This is a genomic window from Peribacillus sedimenti (genome assembly GCF_046237635.1).
GTDB classification, from domain to species: Bacteria; Bacillota; Bacilli; order Bacillales; family DSM-1321; genus Peribacillus; species Peribacillus sedimenti.
In genome coordinates this window covers 1,001,308-1,020,854 of record NZ_CP143547.1, presented here as the reverse complement: position 1 = coordinate 1,020,854, position 19,547 = coordinate 1,001,308, and the positions used below count along the sequence as shown (strand labels likewise).

Sequence of the window (19,547 nt, the reverse complement as noted above, 5' to 3'; positions counted from 1 at the left end):
AGAAGGTACCGTGCTTGCTTTAGGGCTAATGTCCTTTAATTTTATGAGTGAGCTTGGGTATTTCACTGAAATAGCCAAAGCATCTGCCCAGCATGATATAACCGTTTATCGCTTTTCTCCCGAAAATATCGATACACAAAACGACCTGATCAAGGGTGAATGGTTTGATATACATTCGGGGATATGGCTGCCCGCATCTTTTCCAGTGCCCCCTTTTATATATGACCGGCTTTTCCAGGGCATGATGAACTCCTCTGAACGGACTCGGGAAAAAATCAAATGGTTAAAGGATCATTCCACCTTCCTCGGGTACGGTCTTCCTGGAAAATGGGAGGTATTCCAGTCCGTCGCACGGCTTTCCGGACTGAAGGTTTTTTTTCCAGAAACGAGCAAGATTTATGAAAGCAGGGATATTTGGGCGGAATTGCATAAACACGGCCGTATCATGCTTAAACCCGAGTTCGGATCTGGTGGAATGGGTATTTATCTGCTAAGCAAAGACAAAAACTCAGTCCGTATAAGAATGACCAAAAAGGATGGCGGATATGAACGCACGCTTTCGAATGTTGATCAGATCGAAAGATGGTTCAGTGTTCTTTTATCCGAATCTCCCTATATATGCCAACAATATCTGGAGTTATCTAACAGGGAAAATCGTCCATACGATGTCCGGCTCTTTTTACAAAAGGACGAAAGAAATATCTGGACCGAAAGAGGCAGGGGAGTCCGCGTTGGAAGCAAACATGCCGTTACTGCCAATCTTGCCGCCGGAGCAAAAGCAATTCCTTTCCAGAGCTTGTTAAGATCCTATCCGGCTGACATACAAAAACGAATAGAAAATTCTATCTCTGTCATTAAGCGGACTCTGCCGCAAGAACTTGAAAAGAGATTCAGAAGGCTGTTTGAATTGGGAATAGACATTGGCATCGACCGATCCGGAAAAGTATGGATACTCGATATCAATTCCAAACCAGGCAGAAAACTGATAGAACAACTTCTACAGGATAAAACACACCTCCTTTATAGTGCCCCTCTTTTATATTGTAAATATCTTGACTCTGAACTCGTAAAAGCAGGTGATTAAATGAAAAAAGCATATCCAATTGAAATTGCAGAAGGAAGAGGCATAGAATTTCTTTATCCATCCGAGCTTGGCAACCTTGGTGGCTTACAGCGCATTTTCTATGGGCACTATTCCTGTGAAGCCGATATCAAACCGAACCCCTCAGTCAGGCAATCGGTTATTATATCAGCCAGCCTCGCGGATGCCTTGCATTTCAAGGAAACAAATCATAGGGTACACCTGTTTATATATAAAGGAAATATTCATGTGGGGCCTCTTGTTGGTATTTTCACATCAGGGATTACCCCTTTTATGCATAAGCCGGTAGGTGAACGGTCGTTTTTCTTTTCAAAAATTTTATCCATGAATAAAAAAACTGGCTGCATCCCTTTCCTTTTCAGTGAGCATCAGATCAATTGGGATGAGGAAGTGATCCGGGGTTATATTGTAAGGGATAATCAATGGGAAGTCAGAGAATTTCCTTTTCCGGATGTAATTTATGACCGTCTCCCAAACAGAAAGACAGAAAACCGTACTGTTTTAAAAGAAGTGAAACGAAGGTTTCAGGAGGAATTCACTATCCCATGGTATAATCCCGGCTTCTTCAATAAGTGGGATATTTACGAACGTCTCCAGGACGATGAATCTGCATTGCCTTATCTCCCGGAAAGCTATCCCTTCCAGTCATTTTCAACCATTGAGAAAATGCTGGCAAAGTATCGTCAGGTATACATTAAGCCGGTGCATGGAAGTCTTGGCCTCGGTATCCACCAAATTATCTATAATAGAAATGAAGACATGTATTACATTCGTTTCAGGGATGAATTAAAGGAAAACAAACTGCAGAAATTTCGATCCTTGGAATCTATGTTCAGCCATGTTTTCAGGGCAAAAAAATTGAGGAATCTGATTGTTCAGCAAGGAATATCTCTGCTTCGCCATGAGAACAGGCCAATTGATTTCCGCGTGCACACAAATAAGGATATTAATGGAGATTGGCAGGTCACCGCCATAGCTGCCAAGGTAGCAGGGGAAGGAAGTGTAACGACACATGTCAAAAACGGAGGCATTATAAAGACACTTGATGAATTATTTGATGAAGAAAAACTGGCTGAAATCCAGTATAGCCTTTCTTATGCTGCACTCCGCCTCAGTGAAAGTATAGAACAGAATGTAGAAGGGATTATTGCAGAGATTGGATTTGACCTTGGTATTGATAAAGACGGGCAGGTTTGGATGTTCGAGGCAAACTCAAAACCCGGAAGGTCCATATTCTCTCACCCAAAACTTAAGGAGTTTGAAATCCTGACTCGAAAACTTTGCCTGGATTATGCTGTGTTCGTGGCCGAACAGTCCATTATCGGCTCAAGCGGGAACTATGAATGAGAATTTATTATGATTACAGCTCTGATTCTTGGTATCACAGACATAAAAGAAAACATGGTTTTTTCCTGGGAGGATCAGGGCTGTCACTCCCATTTAAACCACATACTGGAAGCCATCTGACAGTCCATGTTTCACCCATCCAGGCACATATCCTTACAGTCGGAATCGTGACAGGTAAACATTCAAAGGAAACGAACCATCCCTCCGGAAACCTTGAGCTATTTCGTGAACTAAGCAGCAAGCTCACACAACAAGGTTTTTTCCCTTTTGTGTTCTCTTTGGATGACTTTTCTGAAGGAGGGTTCTTCGGCTTTGTTTATTCACCGCAAAAAGAAGGCTGGGAAAAAGTGAAGGTTCCTATGCCGGATGTGGTCTACAACCGGATCCCATCACGAACCATCGAATCCAGCACCGACTTTTATAGTTTCAAAAGAATATTGAAGAAGCATTCCATACCCATTTTTAATCCGCGGTTCATACACAAGTACGAATTATACCAAATCTTTAAAGAAAATGATTTCCTGGCATCCCTTCTTCCTGAAACAATACTGTTGGAATCAAGCATACAGTTATATACCTTTCTAAAAAAACAAGGCTCGGTTTATTTAAAGCCAGTTATGGGCAATAAAGGAAGCGGCATTGAAGTCCTTACCTTAGAAAAAGATAACAAAGTCACAGCCGCAACGACTAAACGAATGAACTATTACTCCGGATTTAATGAATTCTGGTTTATGGAATCCGGTAAATTCCTGCGAAACAAATATATTGCCCAGCAAGCCATAGTACCAAAAAAAGTCGACGGCCACCGCTTTGATTATCGGATACTTGTGCATTTTGAAAACAACGAATATACAATCACAGGAAAGGCAGTAAGGATGTCCCAGTCACAGGAGGTTACGACACATGTCCCCCGAGGCGGCAGACTGTTTCCATACGAACAGGTCCAAACGGAACAAATGGATGAATTACTGGAAAAAACCGCTCAATGTTGCGGATCGATATTAAGTGAAAGGCTCGGATTTTTTGGAGAGTTTTCAATGGATTTAGGCGAAGACGAAACAGGGAGGCTTTTCCTGTATGAAGTGAACTCAAAGCCAATGAAATTCGATGAAGCAAATATCGAAACTAACAGACTGCAAAAACTAGCAAACATTTTTATACAGCTTAAATATCCAGGAATGGGTAAGACTTAAGTTATGATTCAAGAAATACTTTCTATCTTATATACTGGTTATATAGATGGGAGGTTTTTGGTTTGATCACACACTTTCAATGGCAGCCGTTATACGCCGACAAAAATTTGCCGGGATGGCGCATCTCTTTTTACTATAAAAAGAAGCTATTCCAGGCAATCTATCACAAAAATGGCAATATAGAATGGATCGATTTCCATCCTCCAAAAGAGGATGAATCAGAGCTTAACAGCATGATTCATGAACTCATGCTCTACCACGTATACGAATAAGCAGCAATACAAAAATCCTCTTTGAGTCTAATGTCTTTATGGATGTTGAAAAAGAGGATTTTTCGTGATTCGCATATTTAAAACTTCCCCACATCTTACTTTCTGGTTCCCACAATGTCGAGCGGAACCAGAATGCGTACATAATTATACAGCTACCTATGCATTCATTACTTTTTGCTTCTTTTTTGGGTATAATGAAACAAATATAAAACTAAAGAGGTTGTATTATGCTGCAAAAATTAAAGATAAAATATCCTGGAGCGGTTAGTTCCAAACAGGATGCGGATGTGGACAGATACATATGGTTTTCTGACTCAGACAGTGAACTAGGCATCCCGATTGAGGATATTTCAGCAGAGGAAATAAAGCTGCTGCAGCTATTATTCGATCAGGATATCAATATTACGGGCCGCAATCTTTCAGACTCAAAAAAACAATGGTTCGACTTTCTGTACCGGCATAGCGATATTATTCCTTTAACTAACTGGGATCGTATCAGGATGACTCACTTTAGTCTATCGAACAGTGATTTTTCCTATACAGATTTCGAGGAAGCCATTCTTGCGTTTGTCACTCCCGCTGCCATTATCCTCTGGCAGGATGAACGCAATGGCACTCTGATAGAAGGATATTCCGAGGACATACTCGGCCAAGCCGAAATCTCACCGGTGATGGATACTCTTGAAAGTGATTTTTTCCTGAAAATCAAATTATTTATCGGCCAGGTTCATTCAATTACTGAAGAGCTCCCATGGGACTTTGAAATGGAGCAAGAATCATTCGGGAGTGCTGCCGGCCTTCTACCCGATTTTAGAATTTCCTCCATTCCCGAAGTATTTCCCTACATAGCCCTCCAAAATCTCTCTGAAAAGGATAAACACTGGTATTTGCGTAAATTACTTGGTGACATTAACGAAGATTCCGAGCTTGTGGGCACCGTCAAGATGTATATTGAATGCAATTCCAATGCCAGCATGGCCGCAAAGAAACTGTATATTCATCGGAATAGCCTGCAATATCGAATTGATAAATTTATCGAAAAAACGAATCTGGATATCAGGACATTTCGGCATGCGCTTACTGCCTACCTTGCAATCATGCTGAGCACCAAATAACAGGATGTTGGCGAGCAGGCTGCACATACAAACGCTTTCATTTTTGTGCAGTGTGTACATACCCACACGGGATATTATCTATTAAACTGTATACATAATAAACAGTTGAAATAATTATATCCCATGGAGGTTATAAGCAATGGCAGAGTTAGTACTAGACCATATTTATAAAGTTTATGATAATAAAGTAACAGCAGTAGAAGATTTTAACCTTAAGATTGAAGATAAAGAGTTTATCGTATTCGTCGGTCCCTCCGGCTGCGGTAAATCTACTACTCTTCGTATGATTGCTGGTTTAGAGGAAATTTCCGATGGAGATTTTTACATTGATGGCAAACGGGTAAACGATGTTGCTCCTAAAGACCGTGACATTGCGATGGTTTTCCAAAACTACGCTTTATATCCGCACATGACTGTATTCGATAACATGGCATTTGGTTTAAAGCTTCGTAAAATGCCCAAAGATGAAATTAACCGTCGCGTCCAGGACGCTGCGAAAATCCTTGGCCTTGAAGCATACCTTGACCGTAAACCTAAGGCCCTTTCCGGCGGTCAGCGCCAGCGTGTAGCACTTGGCCGCGCTATCGTACGTGACGCTAAAGTATTCTTGATGGACGAGCCTTTATCCAATCTTGATGCGAAATTGCGTGTACAAATGCGTGCTGAAATCGCTAAACTTCACAAACGTTTAAACACTACCACCATTTATGTAACACATGATCAGACAGAGGCCATGACAATGGCTACACGCCTAGTTGTTATGAAAGATGGAATCGTTCAGCAGGTCGGAGCTCCTAAAGAAGTATATGAAAAACCTGAAAATATGTTCGTTGGCGGCTTTATCGGGTCACCAGCAATGAACTTCCTGACTGGCACCCTTCAAGATGGAACCATCACCATCGGGGACCAGAGGCTTGGAGTTCCAGAGGGCAAAATGAAGACACTCCGTGAACAGGGTTATGTCGGCAAAGAAGTGGTTCTGGGGATTCGTCCTGAAGATTTCCATGATGAACAAGTATTCATCGATACTTACTCTGATTCTGTCATTTCCGCTAATATTGAGGTAGCCGAGCTAATGGGTGCTGAATTCATGCTCTACTCATCTCTAGGCGGCCAGGATTTTGTATCCCGGGTGGATGCAAGAACAATCGTACAAGCAGGAGACACCCTGCAGCTTGCTCTTGATATGAGCAAAGCCCACTTCTTTGACAAAGAAACAGAAGTTAGAATCCGCCCTGCGGGAGCGTAAACAAAAAATTGCAATGAACAAGAGAACAGTCCACGCACTGTTCTCTTGTTTTGTATTATCTAGTTTTTTAGAAAGCGAGGCACTATTCCTGAATCCATAACACATCATCTTTTCCACAGTTTGGGCAGCACATCATATGAGGCATTCACCAATTGCGGACTCTTGATACTCCTGCAATAATCCTGATGGCAACTGTGAGTAATCTTCATAATAGTCAATTACCCTGCCAGCATCCTCCATATCCGTGTTGCATCGGGGACAAGAGATATGTACGACCCCCAATCCATTACAAAGCGGACAATCGTCCATATCATTCATCCTCTCATTACTTTATCGCGGAAAATTCAGGAATGCCATCATTGTCACCATTCATTTAATTTTATTTATTGACCATTTTCTCTGGGATCACCCAACTATCGAATTCTTCTTCTGTCATATACCCGAGCTGTACGGCAGCCTCTTTAAGTGTCGAGTTATTCTTGAACGCCAATTTTGCGATTTCAGCTGCTTTCTCATAGCCGATATGCGGGTTTAAGGCGGTAACAAGCATCAAGGATCTCTGTACATTTTCCGTGATTTTGCTTTCATTTGCTTCTATCCCCACTGCACAATTAGAGTTAAAGGAGCGAATGCCATCGGAAAGCAGTTTCACAGACTGAAGGAAATTGTATATGATCACGGGTTTAAATACATTCAATTCAAAATTGCCCTGGCTTGCGGCAAAGCCTATCGTTGTATCATTCCCAAATACCTGTGCTGCAATCATCGTCAATGCCTCGCTTTGAGTAGGGTTAACCTTTCCAGGCATGATGGAGCTTCCAGGTTCATTTTCCGGGATGGAAATTTCGCCAATGCCGCTTCGTGGACCGCTGGCCAGCCATCTGACATCGTTGGCGATCTTCATTAAATCGGCAGCAAGTGCTTTTATGCCGCCATGCACAAATACGATTTCGTCATGGCTTGTCAATGCATGAAACCCATTGTCGGATGCTTTAAAATGATAACCGGTGGCTTGGGTAATATATTCTGCCGCCCTTGCACCGAATTCCGCATGTGCGTTTATGCCAGTTCCGACCGCTGTTCCGCCAATAGCAAGGTTCAGCAGATGCTGACTGCTTTGTTCAATCATTTTTATATCCTTATCCAGCATAGCCCTCCAGCCGCTAATCTCCTGGCCAAGCGTAAGAGGAGTAGCATCCTGGAGATGAGTACGGCCAATCTTCACCAGGTCAGCAAATTGCTGCTCCTTTTCCAACAATGTATTCCTAAGCTCCTCAACTGCAGGTAACAGCTGTTCGACTACAGCCGTATAAGCAGCAATATGCATCGCTGTCGGAAATGTGTCATTGGAGCTTTGTGCCTTGTTCACATCATCATTCGGATGAAGTTTTTCGTCGCTCCCCTGCTCTTTCAGCCAGATATTCCCTTTATGGGCAACTACCTCGTTAACATTCATGTTGCTCTGAGTACCGCTCCCGGTCTGCCAAACAACAAGAGGAAAATGCTCGTCGAGATTTCCTTGGATTATTTCGCCACAAACCGTTTCTATTGCCTTCAGTTTCACCTCAGGCAGGAGCCTCAGGTCATGGTTGGCACGGGCAGCTGCACGCTTTAATTGGGCAAAGGCCCTTATTAATTCCAAAGGCATTTTTTCGTTTCCAATTTTAAAATTATTGCGGCTTCTTTCTGTCTGGGCACCCCAAAATTTATCGGCTGGTACCTTTATTTCTCCCATAGTATCCCGCTCGACTCTAAAATCCATCATTATTCCCTCCCTCATTTCGTCCCTATTTTCTTTTCCCTTTCGGTTACGATTTTAACATTATTCTCCCATCCTATTAAAATTTTGGAACTGGCCCGAGACATTTTCGATTTCACTTGCAAATGAAATAAATTCACTAAAACTCCACAAAAATACCAGGATGTCATGATAACGCAGCGGCAGCTTCCTGATACTAATCCCGACTGAAAAGCATCTCTGTACTGGATAATCGGCTTTTGCATCTTTTGCATCCTTTGAATTTTTAAAAAAGTGTTTAAGAGAGTCACGTACCCTTTTTTACAATCACAAAAAAGAGCAGTCTCATTCAACCGCTCATAAATACTCGTTTATTTTTCGAAATGAAGGACCGTATATCCTAAATAAAACCCCAGTGTCATAATGCTTGCGATAGCCAATGTGATATTTAATTCTTCCATAATTTCAGCCTCCCAGATTCCTATAACAATCGCTATAACCAAAATATCATAATAAAAATACTAATAAGTAAATCAATTTAAACGTTCTCATGACAAACTGGTGAAAATAAAATGAACAACTGTTTGCAGAAGCAATGGGTGAAGGATCATAAAGTAAAAGGAAAGGCATCCCGCTTAAATGGATGCCTTTCCTTCTCTTTATTTACTTTTATTCTGTTTCGTTCTGTCAGTAGGGTTTTCAGCTGTAACCCCACTGTCATAAAATGCAGAAACGTCATAGTCCTTAGGAATTTGCCTGGCCCTTTCTGTCTTTGTTCCCAATGTCTGTTGATAGCTGACCGGTCTTTCGTGTTTGGACATACACAGCACCTCCTCTTGAAAGGCTTCCCATAAAAGCCCCCTATTATTTCCACTTGAGCCTTCCAGGAGTTTTCCATCACAAACCCGAGCAAACCGTACATTCTTTCAAAATTTATTCTTGGACTTTCATGATAATCTTTATTCCGAAGGGATCTATCGCTGCTGCTGACCCGTCCCTTTCAACCTGGACCTGAGCGTTTAATTGCTTCAGCCTGACTGCCGCATCTTTTATTGCGTCTCTGCTCGGGAATAGGAGCGTATAATGCTTTAAACCTAAACTGTCTTTAACTGCCGGCGGTGAGCCAGCACTATTCCAGGTGTTTAATCCAATATGGTGATGATAGCCTCCCGTAGCAACGAATAACGCCCGGGCTCCATATCTTGTAACAACTTCAAATCCCAACCCATTGCAATAGAAGCTCTCCGCATCATGCAAATTAGCCACTTGAAGATGAATATGGCCGATTACGGTATCGCTGGGCAGGCCATTCCATGTTCCACCGTTAATCTCAGCCAATAGATTCTCCGCGTCAAGTCTTTGTGTTGTCATTTTTACCAGTCCATTTTCCCACTCCCAATTGTCAGCAGGCCGGTCTGCGTAGATTTCTATGCCGTTGCCGTCTGGGTCTGCTAAATATAATGCCTCACTGACCCAATGATCTGAAGCACCCTGTAAAGGATAACCCGACTGCAGAAGATGAAGCAGGGCTTTTGCCAAGTCTGTCCTTTCAGGAAGCAGCAGTGCGAAATGGTACAATCCAGGAGAACGGACATCTCTTTGTTTTGCAGCATTATTCTGTTCCAGAGTCAGAAGAGGAGTAGCGCCATCCGCTGAGAAAACAGCCGTAGCATCTGTTTTATGCAATAACTGAAATCCGATGATTTCTGTATAAAATTTAGTTGAACTATGCAAATCCTTGACCAGGAGATTAAGTTCTCCAATATACGTATTTGGGTAGCGATGGAAATTCATCTTGACTACCTCCCTTGATTATTTAAAATTAAGCGACTACTTACTTTATGTAAGTAAGTATACATAAAGAACTAATATTTTTCAATATATATTCCTGCAGCTTATGTTCAAATTATTGCCTTACCGAGCTTTTATCAACTTCCTTAGCCTGTGACAAGCAAGACAACCTTATTAAAAATAATAGGCGAAACTATAAATATTAAAACCCTTATTCTCGATATTTCTTATTTAACAATTCGGCTCCTCTTTAAAGCATTTTTATTTATCTCAATTTTTAAAATTTTCATTGACATTCTGAAACATGTGTAGTAAATTCAAATGAAATCTAATTTATAAATTCTTATCTAGAGAGGTAGAGGGAACTGGCCCGATGAAACCTCGGCAACCATCAGCTTTGCTGAAAAGGTGCTAATTCCATCAAGTTATTCGTAACTTGGCAGATAAGAAGAATGACTCTGATATCCAACATCAAAGGCCTTCTTCTTAAGAAGGCCTTTTTTAATTTTATTTATTCCATTCCCCAAAACTCATGGACCGCTTCACAACTTTTATCTCAAGGCCTGTAATTACTATTAAAGGAGCAGAAAAAATTATGCATAAAATCGAAACGTATTTAGCTCAGATCGGAAATCGAAGTGAATCCACAACAGGGACAGTAAATCCCCCTGTTTATTTTTCGACAGCATATAGGCACGAAGGTATTGGACAATCAACCGGCTATGATTACACTAGGACAGGAAATCCCACTCGTCACATCCTGGAAAAAGCGATTGCAGACCTGGAGTGTGGTGATCAAGGGTTTGCATGTAGTTCGGGCATGGCGGCCATAATGACTGTCATTGCCCTATTTCAGTCAGGAGATGAATGGATACTTTCTAAGGACTTATATGGCGGCACTTATCGACTTCTGGAGCAGGGATTCAAAAAGTGGGGCCTAACCTGCAAATATGTAGATACATCTAATTTAGAAGAAATTGAGGCAAACATTTCTTCTAAAACGAAGGCTGTATTTATCGAAAGCCCAACTAATCCGCTTATGGAAACAACAGATATTAAAGCCGTCGCAGATCTTGCCAAGCAGCATGGCTTGATTGTCATCGTCGATAATACGTTTTACACTCCTCTCCTGCAGCAGCCGATTCAGAGTGGTGCAGATATTGTAATACATAGTGCCACCAAATATCTTGGCGGCCATAATGATGTTCTTGCAGGGTTGATTGTTGCAAAGGGAGAAGAACTATGCAGTGCACTGGCTCATTTTCACAACGGCATCGGTGCCGTTCTTAGTCCAATGGACTCCTGGCTGTTAATTCGCGGCATGAAAACACTGTCCCTCCGAATGGAGCAGCACGAACGAAATGCAAAAAAACTGTTTGAATATTTAAGTCAGCACGAAAGTGTAACTGATGTGCTCTATCCGGGCAACGGCGGCATGCTTTCCTTCCGGATTGCAGATGAAAAATGGGTTAACCCATTCCTTCAGGGGCTGTCGCTCATAACATTTGCAGAGAGCTTGGGCGGAGTGGAAAGTTTTATCACCTATCCCGCTACACAAACCCACGCCGACATACCACAAGATATCCGCGAGGCTAACGGCGTCTGTAACAGGCTGCTCCGTTTTTCTGTCGGCATTGAAAATAGCGAAGATTTAATCAATGATCTGGAGCAAGCTTTTATCAACGCGAAAAAGGAGGCACTAGTATGAGCGAATATACAGACTGTACATTTGAGACGCGTCTATTGCACAATAAATTTAAATATGATAAAGAAACAGGGGCTGTGAGCCTCCCTATTCATCATGCTTCTACCTTTCACCAGGCTGATCCTGAAAAATTCGGCAAATATGATTACAGCCGCAGCGGCAATCCAACAAGGGAAGCGCTCGAGGAGATTATCGCGGAATTGGAGGATGGCACCAGGGGCTTTGCCTTTTCTTCAGGAATGGCTGCCATTTCAACAGCATTTCTGCTCTTATCTTCAGGTGACCATGTAATCATCTCTGAAGATGTGTATGGCGGTACATACAGAATGGTCTCTCAGGTACTGACAAGGTTTGGAATAACCCATACTTTCGTGGATATGACCGACCTGGATGCCATACAAGCCGCCATCCAGTCAAATACGAAAGCATTTTATATCGAGACTCCATCGAACCCTTTGCTTAAGGTAACAGACATTAGAGCTGTGAGCTCTCTAGCAAAAGAAATTGGGGCACTCACCTATGTCGATAACACATTTCTCACTCCTGCCCTACAAAAACCGTTAACCCTGGGCGCGGATATTGTGCTGCACAGTGCTACCAAGTTTTTATCAGGCCATAGTGATGTCGTGGCAGGACTGGCGGTTGTAAAGGATCCGGAGTTAGCTGATCAGCTATACTTCCTGCAAAATTCATTTGGGGCAGTTCTGGGTGTTCAGGATGCCTGGCTCGTCATGAGAGGATTAAAAACCCTGCATGTCAGAATGCAGCACTCCCAGGAAACTGCCGGTAAAGTGGCTGAATTCCTGTCCAGCCACCCACTTGTAAAATCTGTATATTATCCCGGCTTAAGCGAGCATCCTGGATATTCTCTGCATAATGAGCAGACGGCGGGTCCAGGCGCAGTGCTATCTTTTGAACTCGAGAGCGAAGAAGCAGTCAAATCCTTTGTTACTAATGTAAAACTGCCAGTGTTCGCTGTCAGTCTGGGAGCAGTGGAAACGATCCTTTCCTATCCTGCACAGATGTCACATGCAGCTATGCCGGAACCAGAACGATTGAAACGCGGCATTACCAATAGTCTGCTGCGGCTTTCAGCCGGCCTCGAAAATTCAGCAGACCTTATACGGGATTTTGAAGCTGCACTTGCAAAGCAGGCAGCGGCGAGCGCATATTAATAACCCTTTTTGCTGTTAACATTCTAGAATGCAGGATTTCTCAAAACCCTGATGCATTCTTTCTGATCGACAGACTGAAGGCAGCAGCGATAGCGGACTGCCTTCCTTTCTTTTAACGAATATAATTGCCTCGAGCACAGATGGTTCCTTGGCGAATTCCTTAAAACTCCCAGATTCATAATTTATTGCAGAGCAACGGTTACCCATATCACTTAAATATTATCAACTGCGGCTATCACATACGGTTCGATCTTTGCATCATTTGAAAACCATTTCTGTTTTGTCCAAGTATGAACGCAAATAACCAGCCTGCAGCAAACCCGCCAATGTGGCTTACCATGCTTACTTCAGGGAATATAAAGGTAGAAAACCAGCCTAGTGCCATGAACATTAATATGGTTGATTTAGAAGCAGGATCTATCATATGTTTTTTATATAATATGATATATAAGTAGAATCCGAATAGACTAAATCCAAACCCGGACTCCCCCACCACCAGGGTATGCGAATCTAAAAGCAAGTTCAATAGCGCAGCAGCCAAAATGGACCAGAAAAACAAGAAGACAAACTTGATTCGGCCAATTAATCTTTCGATTGCAGGTGCAAAAACAATCGTAAAAAACATATTTGAAAGTAAATGGCCAGCGCCAGCATGAAAGAAGGCATACGTTACCATCCGAAAATATTCTCCCCCAAAAACAAACCCCCTGTTCAAGCCAAAACGAAATAATAGATTTTGATTATAAAAGAGGCTGAATATATAGTCTATTAACATTACAGCCGTACACAGTGCAACAATCAGACTAGTGACTGGATACACACGCAAGTATTCCCGGAATGTCTCTCTGCGAATAAATAGCATTTTTCCCCTCCGCATGATTTATTGATACTTGTCAAAATATGTTTCCTCTATTTACCATTTAAACACAAAAACCCTGCTGACGGCCAATCTTCAGCAAGGTCTTTTGATTTTACCCGGACATAAAGCCAAATTGTTAAACTAAGGCAGCTGTCTTCTGTGTTGCGGATAATGATATTTTTGCGGGATATTTGCTGACAAGTTTTTCGTGTTGAAAATCACTCCTCTTTCCTGAATATAAAACTGCGAACGACCCACTTCCGCCTGTTGATGAATGCACGGTTCCTGCTTCCTCCAGGTCATTCACAATCCTGTTTTTTTCGGAGTCGGCCACGTTCCTGAAGAAAAACACATTAGTTTCGTCCTGCTCCTTATGTATATCAGCAAACTTTTCTGGGTATGTTTTGAGTCTTTTAAAATGTTTTGTCAGAAACAAGGACATAAAATCTTCAACGATGGCACTTGCTGTCGGCTTAGCGCCAGCACCCGCACCGATAAGCGTCAGGTATCCTAATAAATCATTCTTGATGACGACTCCATTGTTTACCTGTTCCACATTGTAAAGTGGGTGACTGGAGTCGATAAAGACCGGAGATATAGTTACCTTCAGTGTATCGCGTATGGTAACCAGATGCTTCACACGCAGGCCAAGTTGTTCGGCAGCCCTTATCTCTTCCTTTTTAATATTCTTTATTCCCTGAACATTGACATGGTCCCAATCGGGCTGTTGTCCGTAAAGCTCTTCACATATTATCATCGCCTTATAAAAGGCATCGCGTCCTTCAATATCATTTGCTGGATCCTGTTCAGCAAACCCTTTCTCCCGGGCAATGGATAATGCCTCTTCGAAAGTATGTCCGTCAACTCTCATTGAAGTTAAAATGAAGTTGGATGTTCCATTCAGTATCGCTTCAATCCGCTCTACTTTATTTACAACCAGCAACTCACGGAGCGTCCGTAAAATAGGAATTCCTCCTCCGACACTCGCTTCATAGACGAATCGGACTGCATTGTCTTCCGCAATGGCTTTAAGTCTTGTGCCATGCTTAGCAATACAGTCTTTGTTTGCTGATATCACATGGCAGCCTTGTCTCAGCGCGTATTCGATATATTGCAGTGCAGGTTCAATGCCTCCGATGGCTTCTATAATGACATCGGGTTTTTTCAATGACAAAAGTTCCTTAAAATCCTTGGAGACAAATATATTCTGATCCAGGCCCCTGTCCTTGCTTTTATCTTTGATGAGAATGCCTGATATTTCAATCTTTCGTCCTAATATCTGTTCCAAATCATCCTTTCGCTCTTTTAATGCTTCAAATGTTCCAAATCCAACCGTTCCTAAACCTAGCAATGCTACCTTCAACGGAGTCAATTGTCCTTCCCCTTTCGCAATGTGCAAAATTTTTTTTGCAAAGAAAAGAGAATCCAGCCATTCGGCAAACTAAAAGCCGCTCTATCATGCAGATAGAGCGGCTTTTAGTTCATTTCCGTCTCTTATCTTGCAAAGTCTTCCTCTGCAGGACTTAGCACCTTTTCAAGCATAAACTGCTCGAAGGTTGCCGGGCTTCACAGGGCCATTCCCTCCACCGCTCTTGATAAGAACTATTCAATTATCCTGATAGTCAAATAATACATTATATTATAACAAACTGAATCAAATATAACAAACGAAAATTCAGAATTGTTTCATACATTCCTTCTATTTCCGGAATGACAGGTTAACCTGCCATTCCTTTTTGCTGTCCTTGCTGAAGCTGATACATTTGATAGTATTTTCCTCTATTAGACATCAACTCTTCATGGGATCCTCTTTCTACAATCTTGCCCCTGTCGAGCACTAGAATTTGATCGGCATTTTTAATGGTGGAAAGCCGATGAGCGATGATAAATGTAGTCCTTCCTTTCTTAAGTACATCCATCGCCTCTTGGATGATGGCTTCTGTTTCTGTATCAATACTTGATGTTGCTTCATCGAGAATCAAAATCGCAGGATTAAAAGCCAATGCCCGTGCAAAGGAAATCAATTGGCGCTGTCCTGAAGAGAGTGTACTTCCCTTTTCAATAACCGGCGCATCCAGTCCTCCCTCCAAATGGCTTAATACTTTATCCGCCCCGACATCCCGCAATGCCTTCTCGATCGTTTCCCGAGTTATTTTTGGATGCCCCAGGCTGACATTTGATGCAATTGTGCCAGTGAATAAGTATGGATCCTGCAGCACAATTCCCATATGCTCCCTTAATGTCTGATGAGGAATTTCCTTAATATCCACACCATCGACCTTTATACTTCCTTTATTACTGTCATAAAAACGGAATAGCAGGTTCATAATCGAACTTTTGCCTGAGCCTGTATGTCCGACCAGGGCAACCGTCTCTCCCTGCTTGGCCGAAAATGATAAATCGTTTAATACGTACTCATTTTCTTTATAGCCAAACCATACTTTGTCAAATTCGACATTCCCTTTATATCTAGGTATGGATTGATCACTGACACTAATTCCCGGCTCATCAAGCAGATTAAAAACTCTTTCTCCAGCCACCAGAGCCTGTTCCAGATTTGCGAACTGGTTGACAATTCCCTGAATGGGCCATAAAAGCCGTCCAATAAAATCGACAACCGCATATAGCATCCCGAGGGAAATCGCACTGGATGCTGTCAGCGACTGGCCTCCGAAATACCAGACAAAGGCTATAAAACAGAGATTTTTAAGCACATTCATCATATTGTGCCCGGTAAGGGAGTTTAGGTTCAGCATCTTATTTTGATAGGTGAAGTGTTCCTTATTCAGTTTCTCAAAGGATTCCTGTGTTTCTTTTTCCCTTCTAAAAGCCTGGATTACCGTCATACCCTGGATCGATTCATTAATCATTCCATTAATATCACTTACACGTGCCCGAATTACATGGTTATATTTAGAGGCAAATTTCCGATAAACAATCGTCCATACAATCAGAATCGGGATGAACACAAGTGATGCCAACGCAAGCTTAACATCCAATATAAATAGAGCAATCACGATTCCGATGATATTGATGGAGCTCGAGAAGAAGTTAGCGAGTACCGTAACATATAATTCTCGGATTGCTTCGGTATCATTTGTGATTCTCGATACAACCTTTCCGGCCGGCAGATTATCAAAATACCGGATCGAAAGCTCAGAAATATGCTCGAAAATATCCGTCCTCATCTTCTGAATGATACGGTTGGCCGACTTCTGCAAATAGTAGCGCTGTCCGTATTGGAAAATGGAAGATAGGACGACTAATCCAAAATAAAACGATACGAGTTTCAGGATTCGGGAAATTTCAGGATTATAAAAACGCAGCAGCTCCTGTTTTTCGAGTACAGCTGCCTCGTATTTCATTATTTCTCCTCCCCGGGTTATTACGAGCTTTCCGTTCTCCATTTCCCTGTTTCCTTCAAATGGAGCCTTATTCTCCGTAAATACGAAATTTCTGCCTACCTGGAGGATCCGTACCTCTTTTCCCTTTTCTGCCCCTACTTCAAAATAGTCCTTTCTTTTATAATAATTGCCTTGATAGCTGACGGCATCTTCTCCTTTTACAGTCTGATACCATTGCGATTCGATCCCTAAAATATGAGAGTCGATTATGCGTTTAGCTACAAATGGTCCGGTCAGATCTGCTGCTACAGAAATGGATAACATCACTAATGCCGCTATGATGATTTTTTTATATAACGCTGCGTATTGGTAGAGCCGTTTTACAACGTTCATGCTCCTACCTCCGTTCCTTCTTCCACCTGCTGTCTTTCGAATTGCTCCTTGTACCATCCACCCTGTTCTAACAGCTGATGATGCTTTCCTTGCTCGATGATTCTGCCATTATCGAGCACAATGATCCAATCGGCATGCTCTACTGCTGAAAGCCGGTGTGTTGTTATGATGGTTGTCTTGCTATTACGTTCCTTTTGGATGTTCTCAATGATAGTAGTCTCCGTCTTCGCATCAACGGCTGATAACGAATCATCAAGGATTAGAATTTCCGGGTCTTTTATTAAAGCTCTTGCAATGGAAATCCTTTGTTTTTGGCCGCCTGACAGGGCAACTCCCTTTTCACCAACGAGCGTTTCCAACTTTTCAGGCAGCATCTCTAAGTCCTTTTCAAAATCCGCCAGCCTGATGGCTTCTGACAGCTCTTGTTCACTCGCATCCTTTTTACCGAACAGAATATTTTCCCTGACCGATCGTGAAAATAAGAAATGGTCCTGGGGAACATAACCGATCCAATCGCGCACCTCTTCGATCGAAAGCTGCCCCAAAGGGATTCCCGCAATCGCTATTTTACCTGTCCCAAGCGGATACTCTCTTAACAGCTGTTTTACAAAGGTTGTTTTTCCGCTTCCTGTTTTCCCAACAATACCGAGTGTTTCCCCACGGTTGATACTAACCGTTACTTTATCCATGTTTAGGGTAGAGGATGAAGGATAAGTAAAAGACACATCTTCAAAACTCACATCTTCCGGGCTGTCTATATGCTCAAGTTTCCCTTTATTCGTCACATCGGCTTTATAGGCAAGAGTGTCCTGAACACGGTCCAGCGAAGCATTTCCTCTTTGCAGAACATTGATCAGTTCCCCTACCGCTATCATTGGCCAGATCAGCATACCCAGATAAACATTGAAAGAAACCAATTCGCCAAGTGAGATCATCTGGTGAAATACCATGTATGCCCCGTATCCAAGGCCAATAATGTAACTCATCCCTACAACCACGGTTATCACCGGATCGAACATTGAATCGATTTTTGCTACTTCAAGATTCTTTCGATATACATCCTCGGTCATATCCTGGAAACGCTTCTGATCCTCACGCTCCTGTACATATGCCCTAATGACCCTAACACCCGCGACAGATTCCAGAACCTTGTCATTCAGCTCTCCAAATGCATCCTGTGCCTCCGTAAATCGTTTATGAATCTTTTTGCCCAGGATTTGAATCATCACTGCCATGATAGGCAAGGGCAAAATCGCGGCTATAGTCAGCTGCCAGCTGATTGTAAATCCCATTACACAAAGAATTGCAACTGTAAAAAGAATTGAATCAGCCAGAGTAAGAATCCCAAATCCCGCTGTATTTGCTATGGCTTTCAAATCATTTGTAGCCCTGGCCATCAAATCCCCCGTCCTATTTCTTTCAAAAAAGGTTGGGGTCATCTTTAAAAGATGGCCCATAAAACTGGATCTCATCTTTCTTTCCAGCACAAACGCTCCTCCAAACAATTGATAGCTCCATAGATACCCAAATAAATATGTGGCGGCTCCAACAACTAGCAGGAGAATTATATATTTCACTATGCCGTCGGCAGTCAAGGCCCCTGTGTTGATATCATCAATGGCCAGACCAACCAGCTTAGGCGGCATAACCTCCATTATATTGACAAGACATAAAAATAAAATTGCCAGAGTGTATCGCTTCCATTGTTCTTTAAAAAACCAGGAAAGCTTCCTGAAAATCGAAAACATGCTGTGCTCCTCCTTTTAATTATTTGCCAGACAGACCGGCTTTTCTATACTATCCACTGTCGAAATCCATTGCATGGAATGAGGTAAATTCAAAAAATATAAACATAGCGTTCTCCTCCGTTTGTTAGAAAAATATAGTCAAGATGGAAGCTGAAAAACCTCTGCCGGCAATCCAGCAGCCCTCCTTGTACCCGTGTTTATCAGCTAAAAACAGAAAAAGCCCCCGCATATCATGCGAAAGCTTTAAAATGAGCGTCTTCAAAAAACGCATACATATAAAAAGCGCATGCTGCGGTCAATTTGCAGCCAGCGCTAATAATAGCTGTCCCTTCTAGTATTACCGATCAAAGTTGAATGGGTAGGCTGCATTATGGAGCATTTCATGTAGTTGCTGCTTGCAATCAATTAAAATCATAACGCCCACCCTCCTTTAGCAATTTTTGTTAATTTACTGTCTTTGTAAGATTACTATGTTTGAAATTTTTTGTCAATGACTCGTTCCCCTTCTCCGATGTC

At 42.2% G+C, this 19,547-nt stretch carries 15 protein-coding genes and 2 riboswitches; of the genes, 8 read left to right on the top strand and 7 right to left on the bottom strand.

Features of this window, described 5'->3' with window-relative positions:
- Positions 1–10: 10 nt before the first annotated feature.
- The 6 genes from V1500_RS05190 to V1500_RS05165 all read left to right on the top strand — a co-directional run bounded on the left by V1500_RS05190 (position 11) and on the right by V1500_RS05165 (position 6,278).
- A complete protein-coding gene (locus V1500_RS05190) occupies positions 11–1,084 on the top strand; it encodes a YheC/YheD family protein (protein ID WP_409304521.1) in 1,074 nt (357 codons plus the stop codon).
- A complete protein-coding gene (locus V1500_RS05185) occupies positions 1,085–2,449 on the top strand; it encodes a YheC/YheD family protein (protein ID WP_409304520.1) in 1,365 nt (454 codons plus the stop codon).
- Positions 2,446–3,642 carry a YheC/YheD family protein gene (locus tag V1500_RS05180; RefSeq protein ID WP_409304519.1) on the top strand — a complete coding sequence of 399 codons (1,197 nt, stop codon included), beginning with the start codon at positions 2,446–2,448 and terminating at the stop codon, positions 3,640–3,642. The genes V1500_RS05185 and V1500_RS05180 overlap by 4 nt, the downstream gene beginning before the upstream one ends.
- A 62-nt stretch (positions 3,643–3,704) precedes the next feature.
- Positions 3,705–3,914, top strand: coding sequence for a YheE family protein (locus V1500_RS05175; RefSeq protein ID WP_409304518.1), 210 nt, complete (start codon positions 3,705–3,707; stop codon positions 3,912–3,914).
- Between the two features lie 227 nt (positions 3,915–4,141).
- Complete coding sequence (locus V1500_RS05170; RefSeq protein WP_409304517.1) at positions 4,142–5,029, top strand: PucR family transcriptional regulator; 888 nt, start codon at positions 4,142–4,144, stop codon at positions 5,027–5,029.
- A 139-nt stretch (positions 5,030–5,168) separates the two neighbouring features.
- Positions 5,169–6,278, top strand: a complete 1,110-nt coding sequence (locus V1500_RS05165) for an ABC transporter ATP-binding protein (RefSeq protein WP_409304516.1) — start codon at positions 5,169–5,171, stop codon at positions 6,276–6,278.
- A 379-nt stretch (positions 6,279–6,657) separates the two neighbouring features.
- On the opposite strand, the gene fumC is transcribed toward V1500_RS05165, so the two are convergent.
- The 3 genes from fumC to V1500_RS05150 all read right to left on the bottom strand — a co-directional run bounded on the left by fumC (position 6,658) and on the right by V1500_RS05150 (position 9,810).
- Positions 6,658–8,040 (bottom strand): class II fumarate hydratase, encoded by a 1,383-nt coding sequence (gene fumC, locus V1500_RS05160; protein WP_409305919.1) that lies wholly within the window; start codon positions 8,038–8,040, stop codon positions 6,658–6,660.
- A 635-nt stretch (positions 8,041–8,675) separates the two neighbouring features.
- Positions 8,676–8,837, bottom strand: coding sequence for a hypothetical protein (locus V1500_RS05155; protein ID WP_409304515.1), 162 nt, complete (start codon positions 8,835–8,837; stop codon positions 8,676–8,678).
- A 112-nt stretch (positions 8,838–8,949) separates the two neighbouring features.
- On the bottom strand, positions 8,950–9,810 hold the full coding sequence (locus V1500_RS05150) for a VOC family protein (protein ID WP_409304514.1): 861 nt from the start codon (positions 9,808–9,810) through the stop codon (positions 8,950–8,952).
- Between the two features lie 337 nt (positions 9,811–10,147).
- A riboswitch (SAM riboswitch) is annotated at positions 10,148–10,257 on the top strand.
- 145 nt (positions 10,258–10,402) lie between these two features.
- Between V1500_RS05150 and V1500_RS05145 the strand changes: the two genes are divergently transcribed.
- Together V1500_RS05145 and metC are read left to right on the top strand one after the other, a co-directional pair.
- Positions 10,403–11,515 (top strand): methionine biosynthesis PLP-dependent protein, encoded by a 1,113-nt coding sequence (locus V1500_RS05145; RefSeq protein WP_409304513.1) that lies wholly within the window; start codon positions 10,403–10,405, stop codon positions 11,513–11,515.
- Positions 11,512–12,687: a cystathionine beta-lyase gene (gene metC / locus V1500_RS05140; protein WP_409304512.1), complete on the top strand. Its 1,176-nt coding sequence runs from the start codon at positions 11,512–11,514 to the stop codon at positions 12,685–12,687. Before V1500_RS05145 ends, metC begins: the two co-directional genes overlap by 4 nt.
- 235 nt (positions 12,688–12,922) lie before the next feature.
- On the opposite strand, the gene V1500_RS05135 is transcribed toward metC, so the two are convergent.
- The 4 genes from V1500_RS05135 to V1500_RS05120 form a co-directional block, all read right to left on the bottom strand.
- Positions 12,923–13,549 (bottom strand): rhomboid family intramembrane serine protease, encoded by a 627-nt coding sequence (locus V1500_RS05135; RefSeq protein WP_409304511.1) that lies wholly within the window; start codon positions 13,547–13,549, stop codon positions 12,923–12,925.
- 133 nt (positions 13,550–13,682) lie between these two features.
- Positions 13,683–14,918 carry a homoserine dehydrogenase gene (locus V1500_RS05130; protein WP_409304510.1) on the bottom strand — a complete coding sequence of 412 codons (1,236 nt, stop codon included), beginning with the start codon at positions 14,916–14,918 and terminating at the stop codon, positions 13,683–13,685.
- Positions 14,919–15,037: 119 nt separating this feature from the next.
- Positions 15,038–15,148, bottom strand: a riboswitch (SAM riboswitch).
- Positions 15,149–15,264: 116 nt separating this feature from the next.
- Positions 15,265–17,283 carry an ABC transporter ATP-binding protein gene (locus V1500_RS05125; protein WP_409304509.1) on the bottom strand — a complete coding sequence of 673 codons (2,019 nt, stop codon included), beginning with the start codon at positions 17,281–17,283 and terminating at the stop codon, positions 15,265–15,267.
- Entirely contained in the window at positions 17,280–19,031 is a 1,752-nt protein-coding gene (locus tag V1500_RS05120; RefSeq protein WP_409304508.1) for an ABC transporter ATP-binding protein, read from the bottom strand. The genes V1500_RS05125 and V1500_RS05120 overlap by 4 nt, the downstream gene beginning before the upstream one ends.
- Positions 19,032–19,547: the final 516 nt, after the last annotated feature.